The sequence below is a fragment of the Janthinobacterium sp. GW822-FHT07H10 genome (genome assembly GCF_058798675.1).
Genome location: NZ_JBXAKS010000008.1, coordinates 207,123 through 220,156 on the forward strand (window position 1 = coordinate 207,123; position 13,034 = coordinate 220,156).

The following is a 13,034-nucleotide window of genomic DNA, read 5'->3' on the forward strand; positions in this document are numbered from 1 at the left end:
GCTGGCGCCTGCGGGGCCAAGCGCTTGTCCGGTTACACAAGAAATCCTTCACATGACATATCGTTTGGTGCACCTGCTTGCGGGTTCCGCGCTGCTGTTCGCCGTCGGCGCCGTCGGCGCCGCCGTTTCCATGGATGAGGCCACGCCGGCCGCGCAGGACAATGGCGTGCCGCATTTCGACATCAGCCGCTTTGACGTGCAGGGCAATACCCTGCTCGGCGACGCCCAGGTACAGGCGCTGCTGGCCCCGTTTACGGGACCGCAGCGCGATTTTTCCCACCTGGCGCGTGCCGTCGAGGCGCTGGAAGCCGCCTACCGGGCGCGTGGCTACGGCGCCGTGCAGGTGCAGCTGCCGGAACAGGAACTGGAACGCGGCGTGGTGCGCCTGAGCGTGCTGCAAACGCCGCTGGGCAAGGTTGCCATCAGCGGCAACGTGCATGTCGACGAGGCCAACGTGCGGCGCGCGCTGCCGGCCCTGCGCGAAGGCGAGACACCGAATTTGAACGCCCTGTCGCAAAGCCTGCGGCTGGCCAATGAAAACCCGGCGCGCAAGATCGAAGTACGGCTGCAGGCCGACGAGCAGGCGGGCGCCATCGACGCCATCGTCGCGGTGGCCGACGAGAAGGCCTGGAAGGCCATGCTCAACGTGGATAACACGGGCAACGCGCAGACGGGCAAGACGCACGTGGGCGTAGTGTTGCAGCATGCCAACCTGTGGGGGCGCGACCATGTCGCCAGCCTGCAATACACGAGCAGCCTGGAAAAGCCGGACAAGGTCGGCGTGTATGGCGCCGGCTACCACTTGCCGCTGTATGCGCTGGGCGACTCGATGGACTTTTTCGCCAGTTATTCGAATGTCGACTCGGGCAGCGTCTCGGCCGGCATTTTCGACCTGGCCGTCAGCGGCCAGGGCAGCATGGCCGGCATCCGCTACAACCAGAACTTTGCCCGCCGCGACGATTTCGAGCCCAAGCTCGTGTACGGCATCGACTACAAGGCCTACCGCAACAGCGTGCAATTGTTCGGCATGGAACTGGGCGCCGACGTCACCGTGCATCCGCTCAGCGTCAGCTACATCGGCAACTGGACCCTGCCAACGGGCGAGACCAGCGTGGCCGTCACGTTCGCGCACAATATTCCCGGCGGGAAGCATGGCGCGCAAGCCGATTTCGACCGCGTGCGCGCGCATGCGAAGGCTGGCTACAACACCTTGCGCCTGAGCGCCAGCACGGCGCGCGTGCTGAGCAACGACTGGCAGTGGCGTGCCCTGTTCAACGTCCAGGCCACGCCGGACGCGCTGGTGCCCGGCGAGCAGTTCGGCGCCGGCGGCGCAGCGTCCGTGCGCGGCTTTGCCGAGCGCGAGGTGTCGAATGACTCCGGCGCCAGCCTGAACCTGGAACTGTACACGCCGAACTGGTGCGGCCAGGCCCTCGGCTACCAATGCCGCGCGCTGGCTTTCTACGACACGGCATGGCTGCGCCGCAACCATGCGCTGCCCGGCGAAAGCGCTTCCCAGGGCATAGGCAGCGCGGGACTCGGCCTGCGCCTGATGCTGAACCGCTACGCCAATCTGCAACTCGACTACGCCCATGTCGTCAATGGCGGCGACACGGGACAGCGCGGCGCCAACCGCCTGCATTTCCGACTCGCCTTGGCTTACTAGTATCAGGATGAACACCATGCACAATCACGTCCACCCCGCTTCCGTTTCCGCCCCGCCGCCGTACGGGCCGCCATTGCGCCGCACGGCGCTGGCGCTCCTGCTGGCCGGCTGCTTCGGCGCGGCGCAGGCCAACCCGACCCTGCCGCAAGTGGTCAGCGGACAAGCCACGTTCAACCAGCAGGGCAACGTCTTCTCGATCACGAACACGCCCAATACCATCATCAACTGGCAAAGCTTTTCCATCCATGCGGGCGAGATCACGCGCTTCATCCAGCAAAACGGCAATAGTGCCGTGCTGAACCGCATCACGGGACAAGACCCCAGCAAGATCCTGGGCAGCCTGGAATCGAACGGCAAGGTCTTCCTGATCAATCCGAACGGCATCGTCTTCGGCCAGGGCGCGCGCGTCGACGTGCATGGCCTGGTGGCGTCCAGTCTGGGCATGTCGAACGAGGATTTCCTGGCCGGCAAGCGCCAATTTACGGCCGGCAGCGTGGCCGGCGCCGTCGGCAATGCCGGGGTGATCAATGCAGGCAAGGGCGGGCAAGTGCTGCTGATCGCGCCAAACGTGGAAAACACGGGCCTCATCACGGCGCCGAATGGCGAAGTGATCCTGGCGGCCGGGCGCAGCGTGCAGCTGGCCGACCCGGGCAACCCCGAGTTGCGCGTGCTGGTGTCGGCACCCGACGACCGGGCGCTGAACCTGGGCCAGATCATCGCCCAGGGTGGCGGCATCGGCATGGCCGGCGCCCTGCTCAGCCAGCGCGGCGTGCTCAACGCGAACAGCGCCGTCGTCGGCGAGAACGGCAAGATCGTGCTCAAGGCCAGCGGCAAGGCGCTGCTCGAGGCGGGCAGCGTCACCAGCGCCACGGGCGCGGCCGGCAAGGGCGGCGAGATCCGCGTGCTGGGCGACCAGGTGGGCTTGCTGGGCAACGCGAAAATCGATGCCAGCGGCGCCACGGGCGGCGGCACGGTCTTGCTGGGCGGCGACTACCAGGGCAAGAATGCGGCCGTGCAGAATGCGCGCCAGGTGCTTGTCGGCAAGGACGCCAGCATCGCGGCCGACGCCACCGGCAGCGGCAATGGCGGCCGTGTCATCGCCTGGGGCAATGACACGGCCCAGGTGCACGGCAGCATTTCCGCGCGCGGCGGCGTGCAGGGCGGCGATGGCGGCTTCGTGGAAACGTCGGGCCATGCGCTGGCCGTCGACGGCATCCGCGTCGATACGGGCGCACGCGCGGGGCGCGGCAAGCGCGGTACCTGGCTGCTCGACCCCTACGATATCGACGTGGTGCAGGGCGGCGGCGGCAACCTCGGCGACGTGGACGAGTTTGCCGAAGGCCCGCCTGCCAGCAGCACCAGCATCGGCGCCGACGTGATCTCGGGCGCCGGCAGCAATGTGATCTTGCAGGCCCAGCACCGCATCAATTTCAGCAGCGCCGTCAACATGGTCAATCCCGGCATCGGCCTGAGCGCCACGGCCGGCGAGACCATCAACGTGTACGCGGCCATCAGCACCAACGGCGGCAGCGTGACCCTGTCGGCGAACGACGCCAGCAGCGGCGGCGCATACGGCCCCGGCTCGAACGTCCACCTGAATGCGGCGATCACGACGCATGGCGGCAGCGTGTCGCTGTCCGGCGCCAGCGTGGCCGGCACCGGCGTGGTCGATGTCGGCAACGGCAACCTGTCCCTGCGCGCCAACCATGCGGGCGGCGAAATCAACCTGACGGGCGGCGGCGCGCGGCTGGTCGGCAGCGGCGTCGCCGGCCAGAGCGTCACCTTGCAGGCGGACAGCATCACGCTCGGCGGCACCCTGAATTTCGGCGGCAGCGGCGCCGGCGCCAGCGTGACGCTCAAGCCGCTGAGCAGTGCGCGCGGCATCGACCTGGGCACGAAGTCGGGCGGCGCCCTGGGCCTCGACGCGGCGGAGCTGGCCGGCATTGCGGCGGCATCGCTGAGCATCGGCGACGGCAGCAATACGGGCGGCATCCACATCTCGAATGCGCTCGCCGTGGCGGGCGACCTGCACGTCAATTCAGCTTCCGCCATCACGGCCACGGGCGCCGTCACCGTCGGCGGCCGTTTCTTCCTCGACGGCGGGGCCTGGACGCAGAACGGGCCGAACCTGGCCGCGTTCTCCGCCGGCCAGTTCGCCATCGCGCCAGGCGCCAGCTTCCTGCGCGCGACGGGCGGCGATGGCGGTACCGCATCGCCTTACCTGATCGCCGATATCTACGGCTTGCAAGGCATCGGCAGCCTGGGCCTGGGCAACAGCTACCGCCTGGCCGGCAATATCGACGCCAGCGGCACGACCGCCTGGAACCAGGGCGCCGGCTTTGCCGCCATCGCCGGCGGTAACGGCGCCGGCTATGCGGGCACGTTCGACGGCGCCGGTTTCGCCATCCAGGGCTTGTACATCAACACCAGCAATGCGACGACGACGTCCGGCGTGGGCCTGTTCGGCAAGGTGCAGGGCGGAACGGTGCGCAACGTCACGCTGCAAGATGGCAGCGTGACGGGAAGCAACAATGTCGGCGCGCTGGTTGGCATGAACGTGGGCGGCACGCTGGACAATGTGCACAGCGGCGCCACGGTCAACGGCGCCAACGCGGTCGGCGGCCTGGTCGGCAGCAACGGCGGCACGCTGCGCAATGCCAGCGCCAGCGGCAATGTCACGGGCCTCAATGCGGACAACGCAGGCAGCATCGGCGGCCTGGCCGGCGCCAACCTGGCCGGCGCCAGCATCGACGGCGCCTATGCCACGGGCGACGTCACGGGTGCGCGCGACAAGGTCGGCGGCCTGGTGGGCAACAACGACGGCGCGATTTCGCAGGCCTACGCCACGGGCGCCGCCCGCGGCGCGGCGGCTATCGGCGGCCTGGTGGGGCGCAATGGCGGCAGCATCAGCGATGCCTACGCCACGGGTGCCGTCGGTGCGTCGGTGAATAGCGATCCCATCGTGACGAAGGAAAACCTGGGTGGGCTGATCGGCTGGAGCGTGGCAGGCAGCAGCGCCAGCCACGTCTACAGCAGCGGCGCGGTGGCCGGCGGCGGCTTTGCCGGCGGCACGGTGGGCGGCCTGGTGGGCCGGGCCGACGCGGGCGCGGGCGTGGCGTATGGCTACTGGAACTATGAAACGGCCGGCACGCAGATGGATCAGGGCGGCGCCACGGGCCGCACGACGGCGCAGATGCAGCAGCAGGGCAGTTTCAACGATTTCAATTTCGGCAGCGTCTGGCGCATCTACGACGGCTACACGACGCCGATGCTGAAAGCCTTCCTGAAACCGCTGCAAGTGAACGTGTCGGGCAATGCTACGAGCAAGGTCTACGATGGCCAGCTGGCCAGCTTCCTCGGCAGCCTGAGCTATGTCGGCTTGCTCGATGGCGATACGGGCGCCAACGGCAGCCTCGGCTACGGCAGCGCGCGCAACGTCGGCACGTATGGCCTGACGGGCTTGTGGTCGACCAAGTACGACATCAGCCTGGGCGGCACGACGACGCTGGCCATCACGCCGCGCATGCTGACGGTGAGCATAGGCGGCGGCAAGGTCTACGATGGACAGCTGGGTTTCGGCGGCGCCACCTTTATCTTGGGTAACGTAGTCAACGGCGACAGCGTCAGCGCCACGGGCACGGCGCTGTTTGCCGACAAGAACGCGGGCAGCGGCAAGCTTGTCAACGCCAGCGGCATCAGCCTGGCCGGCAATGAACTGGGCAATTACAGCGTTGCCGATAGCGCCAGCGGCTTTGCCGACATCGGCCGCGCCATCCTCAACGTGGGCAACGTCAGCGCGGCCGGCAAGGTGTACGACGGCACGACCAGCGCCAGCATCAGCGCCCTGCTGGAAGGCCTGGTTGGCAATGACCAGGTGGTGCTGTCCGGCGCGCTGGCCAGCTTCGGCGACAAGAACGTGGGTGCCGGCAAGAACGTCAGTTACAGCTACGGCAGCGGCAGCCTGCAGGGTGCCGATGCGGGCAATTACGTGCTGGCCAGCGGTAGCGGCAGCACGACGGCCGATATCACGCCGCGCGCGCTGAACGTGCATTTCAACGGCGTCAACAAGACCTACGACGGCACAACGGGCGCCACGCTGAATTTTGGCGATGACCGCATCGCTGGCGACAGCCTGAACGTGTCGGCCCTGGCCCGCTTCGGCGACAAGAATGCGGGCGTGGGCAAGAGCGTGTCCGTGACCAACCTGGGCCTGGACGGCGCCGATGCGGGCAATTACGTGCTGACGTCGGCGGGCGGCACGACGCAGGCGACGATTGCGCAAAAACAATTGTCGACCTGGATAGGCAGCGGCAACGGCTTGTGGAGCGATGCGGCCAACTGGGATGGCGGCGTGGTGCCGGAAGGCGCGAACGTGCTGGCCGTCGACTTTTCGAACAGCAAGGGCATCGTTACCTACAGCGCGGCAGCCGGCAGCACCGTCCTGAAGAACCTGAACTCGGCGTCAGGCTTGCTGCTGACGGGCGGCAGCCTGACCCTCGGTGAAAGCGTGCTGGACCGCTCCGTGCTGAGCGGCCTGGCCGGCCTGGAAATCAGCGGCGGCAATTTGCTGCTGAACGGCAGCCTGTCGGCCGACCGTTATGCGCAAAGCGGCGGCTTGTTGAGCGGCAACGGCAACCTGGCCATCGCCAACCGCTTCAGCCAGGCGGCCGGCGCCATCAACCTGGCGGGCCAGCTGGCCATCAGCCAGGCCAGCGGCGACCTGCGCTTTGCCAGTGTGACGGCGCGCGATGTGCGCCTGAGCGCCCTGAACGGCGCCATCGGCCAGGACGGCGCCATCGTCGCTGCCACCCTGGACACGCAGGCGCAGAACGGCGTGGTGCTGGACCATGCGGGCAACCGGGTGGGCAGCTTTAGCGCCAGCAATAGCGCGGGTGGCGGCATTACGCTGAAGAATACTTCCGCTCCCGGCAGCCTGGCGCTGGGCACGCTCGTCACGGGCGCGGGCAATATCGCCATCGACAATACCGGTGCCATCTCGGCTGGCAACATCAATGCGCATGGCGGCAACGTGGCGCTGACGGCGCACAGCCCCGTCACCGTCAACGGCAAGATCGAGGGCAATGATATTGCGCTCAATGCCAGCACGGACGTGGTGCTGGGCGATGGCGCGCAGTTGCTGGCGGCGCGCGACATCAGTTTGACGGCAGGGCGCGACATCAATATCGAGGGCAATTCCCGCATCGCCAGCGGCGGCAGTTTTGCCGCCCAAGCCGGCGCCAACGTGCGCCTGGGCGGCACGGCCAGCTTCGCCGTGCCGGCGGCGGCCAGCATGAGCTTGCTGGCAAAAACGGGCGGCATCACGGCTGCCTCCGGCGTGCGCATCGCGCGCCAGCGCGCCGACGTGAGCTTGCTGGCACCCGGCGGCACGGTGGACGTGCCCGATGCCATCTTCCTGCCCGCCACCACGGCCGTCATCGACAGCAGCGTGAGTGCCGCCATCGACGAAGCCTTGCGCATCATCAAGCAGGCGGACCGCGCAAATGCACCGCTGGCCTCGGCGTCTCCGGTGCAGAAGACCGATGACAAGAAAGCGGACAGCAAGGATGTTGCCGGCGCCACAGATAAATCTACAGGATACAAATACGATGATGCAGTCAAAAAAACCTATTGCAACTAAATGGCTGAGCCATGCACTGCTGTGGCTGGCGCTGAGCTGCACGGCCGCGCACGCCTGGGCAGGGCAGGTGGCGGGCACGGTGCTGCAATTGAGCGGCCCGCTGATGGTCAAGAAGGCCGATGGCAAGGTGAAATTGCTGGCCATCAAGTCCGAAGTCGAGCAGGGCGATACCTTGCTGACGGAAAAGGACACCTATGCCTTGATCAAGCTGATCGACAACAGTGAAATCACGCTGAAGCCGAATACCAGCTTTGTGATCGAGCAATTCACGTACACGGCCGAGCAGCCCGACGGCGACCATGCCGTCTTCAGCCTGCTCAAAGGCGGCTTGCGTTCCGTGACGGGATTGCTCGGCAAGCGCAACAAGGAACGCTTCGAGATGAAGACGCCGGCCGCCACCATCGGCATCCGCGGCACGACGTTTATTGCCAGCTACGTCGCGCCATCGGCAACACCGCTGCCGCCGTCGCCAGGACAGGGAGTGGCGCCCGGCCTGTATGTGCACGTGCTCGATGGCCTGATTCAGGTCAGCAATCCGTCTGGCGCGCTCAATTTTGCCCCTGGCCAGTTCGGCTTTACCCCCAGCTTCAAGCAGCCGCCCGTGATGCTGCCCGTCAATCCAGGCCTGCCATTCACGCCGCCGCCGGTCTTCTCGGCCTCGCCGCTTTCTTCCGGCGCATCCGCAGGCGGCGCCAGGCCGGCAGCCATCGATTGCGTCGTGCGCTGAGGTGTTGATATGGCAAGCCCCGCACGCGAGAAATAGGGCTTGACCTTCCCATCGTTGGATAGCAGATCCTGACCGCATTAGTTCATTTACCGTACAGGATCTGCCATGCATCAGACCGCACTTGCTCCCGCATCACCGTCACCAATTCCCGCCGCGCACGCGCAGGCGCTGGCCATCGAAGGCATGAGCTGCGCCTCGTGCGTGGGCCGCGTGGAAAAAGCCCTGGCCGCCGTGCCCGGCGTCAGCCAGGCCAGCGTCAACCTCGCCACTGAAATTGCCAAGGTCACGTCCGACTCGCCCATCCCCCTGGCGACCCTGCAGGCCGCCGTGGAAAAGGCCGGCTACAGCGTGGCGCAGCGCGACATCGACCTGGCTATCGCCGGCATGACGTGCGCCTCTTGCGTGGGCAGGGTGGAAAAAGCCTTGCTGAAAGTACCCGGCGTGCTGGCGGCCAGCGTCAACCTGGCAACGGAAAGCGCGCGCGTCAAGGTCACGGGCGGTGTCGATGCGGCCACCCTGGTCGCCGCCATCGACAAGGCCGGCTACGAGGCGAAGGTGCCCGCTGCCAGCAAGGCCGGCGCGCACGCTGCCGCGCCGAACCGCGATGGCGTGAAAGTGGCGCTGTCCGCCATCCTCGCCTTTCCGCTGATGCTGCCCATGCTGGTCGAGTGGGCCGGCATCCACCTGATGCTGCCCGGCTGGCTGCAATTCGCGCTGGCGACGCCCGTGCAATTCTATTTCGGCGCGCGCTTCTACAAGGCGGGCTGGAAGGCGGCCCGCGCCGGCAGCGGCAATATGGACTTGCTGGTGGCGCTTGGCACCAGCGCCGCCTACGGCCTGTCCGTCTACCAGTGGCTGACGGCGGGCGAGATGCTGCCGCACCTGTATTTCGAGGCGTCGGCCGTCGTCATCACCCTGGTGTTGCTGGGCAAATGGCTGGAAAGCCGCGCCAAGCGCCAGACGGCGTCGGCCATCCGCGCCTTGCAAGTGCTGCGTCCGGATTCGGCCCGCGTGCGCCGCGACGGCGTCGAACTCGATCTCGCCGTGGAACAGGTGAAACTGGGCGACCTGGTGGTGATACGCCCAGGCGAACGGGTGGCCGTCGATGGCGTGGTGGTGGAGGGCGCCAGCCAGATCAACGAATCGCTGATCACGGGCGAGAGCTTGCCCGTCGACAAGCATGTGGGCGACAAGGTCACGGGCGGTTCCATCAATGCGGACGGCTTGCTGCTGGTGCGCACGCAGGCCGTGGGCAGCGAGACGACGCTGTCGCGCATCATCCGCCTGGTGGAAGATGCGCAGGCGGCCAAGGCGCCCATCCAGCACCTGGTCGACAAGGTCAGCGCGATTTTCGTGCCCGTGGTGCTGGTGCTGGCGCTGCTGACCATGCTGGGCTGGTGGTTCGCCACCGGCGAGCTGGAGAACGCCATCATCAACGCCGTGGCCGTGCTGGTCATCGCCTGCCCGTGCGCGCTGGGCCTGGCCACGCCGACGGCCATCATGGCCGGCACGGGCGTTGCCGCCCGCTACGGCATCCTGATCAAGGACGCGGAAGCGCTGGAAGTGGCGCACGCCGTCACCACCGTCGTGTTCGACAAGACGGGGACCCTGACGGTGGGCAAGCCCGCGCTGGCGGCCCTGCATGCGCACGGCATCGAGGAAACACGGCTGCTGCAGCTGGCGGCCAGTATCCAGCGCGGTAGCGAACACAGTCTTGCTACGGCCGTGCTCGATGCGGCCAGTGCGCGCCACATCGAACCCTTGCCCACGACGGCCCTGTCGGCCTTGCCGGGCCGCGGCCTGGCGGCGCAGGTCGACGGCCTGGACTTGAAACTGGGCAGCACGCGCCTGATGCAGGATTTGCAGGTGGACATGGCGCCGCTGGCGCAGCAGGCCCTGGCGCTGGAAAACACGGGCAACACGATTTCCTGGCTGGCGTCGGGCGATCAGTTGCTGGGACTGTTTGCCTTCAGCGACCAGGTCAAGCCGAATGCGCAGGCGGCCATTGCCCATTTGCATGCACTGGGCATCCAGACGGTGATGTTGACGGGGGACAATCAAGGCAGCGCCGACGCTGTCGGCAAGGCACTGGGCATCGATACGGTGGCGGCGAAAATGCTGCCCGCCGATAAAACCGCTAAAATCGAAGCGCTCAAGCGTGACGGCGCCAAGGTGGCCATGGTGGGCGACGGCATCAACGATGCGCCCGCGCTGGCGGCCGCCGACGTGGGCATCGCCATGTCGACGGGCACCGACGTGGCCATGCACGCGGCCGGCATTACCCTGATGCGCGGCGATCCGGCCCTGGTGGCGGACGCCATCGATATCTCGCGCCGCACCTACAGCAAGATACGGCAGAATCTGTTCTGGGCATTCATTTATAACCTGATCGGCATTCCGCTGGCCGCCTTCGGCCTGCTCAATCCCATGGTGGCGGGCGCGGCGATGGCCTTCAGTTCGGTCAGCGTGATCAGCAATGCCCTGTTGCTGCGCCGCTGGAAAGCGCGCAGCGCGCATACCAAGGAGTCAGTACTATGAATATCGGACAGGCCGCCAGCGAAACGGGCGTATCGGCGAAAATGATACGCTACTACGAAAGCATTGCATTACTGAAACCCAGCGCGCGCAGCGACGCGGGCTACCGCATCTACACGCCGAACGACTTGCACGCCTTGCGTTTCATCAAACGGGGCCGCGTGCTGGGCTTTTCGCTGGAACAGATACGCGAGTTGCTGTCGCTATGGCAGAACGACCAACGCGCCAGCGCCGACGTGAAGGGCATCGCGCTGGCGCACGTGGCGGATTTGAATAAACGCATCGCCGAACTGACGGAGATGCGCGACACCCTGGCGCACCTGGCGCAATCGTGCCACGGCGACGACAAGCCCGATTGCCCGATCCTGCAAAGCCTGGGGCTGGCGGGCGAGGAAGCCGCCGACGCCAAGGCGTGCTGCCATTGAGGTAAAACAACATCAGGAGGATGCATGGCTTACGCACTGTATTACTGGCCCACGATACAGGGGCGCGGCGAATTCATCCGATTGGCCCTGGAAGAGGCGGGCGCCGATTACCGCGATATCGCCCGCCTGCCTGAACGCCAGGGGCAGGGCATGTCCGCCATGCTGGCCTGCCTCGATGGCGACAGCACGCCCCATGCGGCCTACGCGCCGCCCGTGCTGCGCGATGGCGAACGGCTGATCGGCCAGACGCCGAATATCCTGTACTACCTGGGCCGGCGCCTGGGCCTGGCGCCGCGCGCGGAAGAGGGCCGGCTGTGGCTGAACCAGTTGCAACTGACCATGGCCGACTGGCTGACGGAAGTGCACGACACGCACCACCCGCTGTCGATGAATCAATATTATGCGGAGCAAAAGCAGGCGGCCATGCTGCGCAGCGCGGATTTCCGCGCCACGCGCCTGCCCAAGTTCCTCGGCTACTTTACGCAGGTGCTGGCGAACAATCCGCGCCGGGGCGGCTGGCTGGTGGGGGCGAAACTCACGTATGGCGACCTGTCGCTGTTCCAGATGCTGGCCGGTTTGCGCTATGCGTTTCCGCAAGCCATGGCGCGCCTGGCGCCCGCCTATCCCGCCTTGTCCGACTTGCACGACGCCGTGGCGGCGCGGCCCAACATTGCCCGTTACCTGCGCTCGCAGCGGCGCATTGCTTTCAGTGAGGAAGGCATCTTCCGCCATTATCCGGAACTCGACGGGTAAACGACAACAGCCGGCGCTGGGCCGGCTGTCGCGATGCTGCTGTGGCGATTACTGCGCGCGGGTGACGGGGAAGCCCGCGTCCACGATGGCGGCGCTGATGGCGCCCAGTTCGCTCGACGATTCCACCGTGACGCTCTTGCTGGCCAGGTCGACCTGCACCTGGGCGGCGGGGTCGATGCCTTGCACCGCTTTCGTGACCGAGCCGACGCAATGGCCGCAGCTCATGTTTTCAACTTGTAACTGATACATGACAAGCACTCCTTGAATGATTAAGTGGTCCCACTGTAAGCCTTCCCCCGATGGTAAGGTCAAGGAAAAACTCAGTCGTGCGCATCAGGCCAGCAGGTAGTCGACCGGCTGCATGGGCGGCGGCAACGGCGTGTCGTGCAGCGATTCGCGCAGGCTGATCTCGATGGCGCGGCACATGGCGCTCAAGGGCAGGTCGTTGGCATCCTCGCCGAACGGTTCCTCGATCTCGTCGCCGAGGGCGTCGAGGCCAAAGAAGGTGTAGGCGACGATGGCGACGACGAACGGCGTCATGAAACCGAGCGAATCGACGAGGCCGAATGGCAGCAGGAAACAGTACAGGTAGGCCGTGCGGTGCAGCAGCAGCGAGTATGAAAACGGAATCGGCGTGCTGCGGATGCGCTCGCACGAGGCGCCGGCGCCCACCATGGCCGACACCGTATTGTCGAGCTGGGCGGCGAGGATGCTGTCGATCCGCCCCTGCTTGACGCAGTCGGCCAGGTCGTGGCCCATCTGCAGCATCAAATAGTCGGACGGATTCGACGACTGGCATGCGGCCGCCCATTCCGCCGGGCGCAACAGCGGTTGCAGGTCGGCCGGGCCGCGCGTGTCGCGCAACTGGTGGCGCAGGGCGTGGCAAAAGGCGATGGTGCGGTAAATCATGCGCACGCGCACGTCATCGAGGCCCAGCCTGGCGTGGGCCACCGTGTCGCTGCGTATCATGCTCTGGCATTGGCGTGAGAAGTTACGGCTGCGCAAGACCAATTCGCCCCACAGCTTGCGCGCTTCCCAATAGCGGTCGTAGGCGGCCGTGTTGCGAAAGCCGAGGAAGATGGCCAGCGGCAAGCCGATCAGGGTAAACGGGATGGTGGTCAGGATGACCTTGTGGTCGAACAGCGTGCCATGGCACCAGGTGACCAGGGTGGCGATCAGGGTATTGACGATCAGGGTGGTGCGGATGCGCGGCAGGACGGAGCCGCGCACGACGAGGAACAGCCGCAGCGCCGAAGGACGCTCGCGCACGATCATGATGCGCTCCCCGTTGCG

Annotated in this window: 8 protein-coding genes; 6 read left to right on the top strand and 2 right to left on the bottom strand. The window is 66.5% G+C overall.

The window, feature by feature from the left end; translation table 11 throughout:
- Positions 1-52 precede the first annotated feature (52 nt).
- The 6 genes from AC1RDJ_RS19130 to AC1RDJ_RS19155 all read left to right on the top strand — a co-directional run bounded on the left by AC1RDJ_RS19130 (position 53) and on the right by AC1RDJ_RS19155 (position 11,741).
- Positions 53-1,663, top strand: a complete 1,611-nt coding sequence (locus AC1RDJ_RS19130; protein WP_493028399.1) for a ShlB/FhaC/HecB family hemolysin secretion/activation protein — start codon at positions 53-55, stop codon at positions 1,661-1,663.
- A gap of 16 nt (positions 1,664-1,679) precedes the next feature.
- Complete coding sequence (locus tag AC1RDJ_RS19135; RefSeq protein WP_493028400.1) at positions 1,680-7,301, top strand: YDG domain-containing protein; 5,622 nt, start codon at positions 1,680-1,682, stop codon at positions 7,299-7,301.
- Complete coding sequence (locus AC1RDJ_RS19140) at positions 7,270-8,028, top strand: FecR family protein (protein WP_071322560.1); 759 nt, start codon at positions 7,270-7,272, stop codon at positions 8,026-8,028. Before AC1RDJ_RS19135 ends, AC1RDJ_RS19140 begins: the two co-directional genes overlap by 32 nt.
- A 105-nt stretch (positions 8,029-8,133) precedes the next feature.
- Positions 8,134-10,566, top strand: a complete 2,433-nt coding sequence (locus AC1RDJ_RS19145; protein WP_493028401.1) for a heavy metal translocating P-type ATPase — start codon at positions 8,134-8,136, stop codon at positions 10,564-10,566.
- Positions 10,563-10,988 (top strand): Cu(I)-responsive transcriptional regulator, encoded by a 426-nt coding sequence (gene cueR / locus AC1RDJ_RS19150; RefSeq protein ID WP_071322562.1) that lies wholly within the window; start codon positions 10,563-10,565, stop codon positions 10,986-10,988. Before AC1RDJ_RS19145 ends, cueR begins: the two co-directional genes overlap by 4 nt.
- 24 nt (positions 10,989-11,012) lie before the next feature.
- Complete coding sequence (locus AC1RDJ_RS19155; RefSeq protein ID WP_071322563.1) at positions 11,013-11,741, top strand: glutathione S-transferase; 729 nt, start codon at positions 11,013-11,015, stop codon at positions 11,739-11,741.
- Positions 11,742-11,789: 48 nt separating this feature from the next.
- Here the strand turns inward: AC1RDJ_RS19155 and AC1RDJ_RS19160 are convergent, their stop codons facing one another.
- Both AC1RDJ_RS19160 and AC1RDJ_RS19165 read right to left on the bottom strand, forming a co-directional pair.
- On the bottom strand, positions 11,790-11,990 hold the full coding sequence (locus AC1RDJ_RS19160; RefSeq protein ID WP_071322564.1) for a heavy-metal-associated domain-containing protein: 201 nt from the start codon (positions 11,988-11,990) through the stop codon (positions 11,790-11,792).
- A gap of 84 nt (positions 11,991-12,074) precedes the next feature.
- The gene (locus AC1RDJ_RS19165) at positions 12,075-13,016 is read right to left on the bottom strand and encodes a bestrophin family protein (RefSeq protein WP_071322565.1); all 942 of its coding nucleotides are present in this window, start codon (positions 13,014-13,016) and stop codon (positions 12,075-12,077) included.
- Positions 13,017-13,034 lie beyond the last annotated feature (18 nt).

Excerpts from the sequence above, each read along its gene's own strand:
- AC1RDJ_RS19130 (WP_493028399.1), top strand. The coding sequence starts at position 53 with ATGACATATCGTTTGGTGCACCTGCTTGCGGGTTCCGCGCTGCTGTTC.
- AC1RDJ_RS19135 (WP_493028400.1), top strand. The coding sequence starts at position 1,680 with ATGCACAATCACGTCCACCCCGCTTCCGTTTCCGCCCCGCCGCCGTAC.
- AC1RDJ_RS19140 (WP_071322560.1), top strand. The coding sequence starts at position 7,270 with ATGATGCAGTCAAAAAAACCTATTGCAACTAAATGGCTGAGCCATGCA.
- AC1RDJ_RS19145 (WP_493028401.1), top strand. The coding sequence starts at position 8,134 with ATGCATCAGACCGCACTTGCTCCCGCATCACCGTCACCAATTCCCGCC.
- cueR (WP_071322562.1), top strand. The coding sequence starts at position 10,563 with ATGAATATCGGACAGGCCGCCAGCGAAACGGGCGTATCGGCGAAAATG.
- AC1RDJ_RS19155 (WP_071322563.1), top strand. The coding sequence starts at position 11,013 with ATGGCTTACGCACTGTATTACTGGCCCACGATACAGGGGCGCGGCGAA.
- AC1RDJ_RS19160 (WP_071322564.1), bottom strand. The coding sequence starts at position 11,990 with ATGTATCAGTTACAAGTTGAAAACATGAGCTGCGGCCATTGCGTCGGC.
- AC1RDJ_RS19165 (WP_071322565.1), bottom strand. The coding sequence starts at position 13,016 with ATGATCGTGCGCGAGCGTCCTTCGGCGCTGCGGCTGTTCCTCGTCGTG.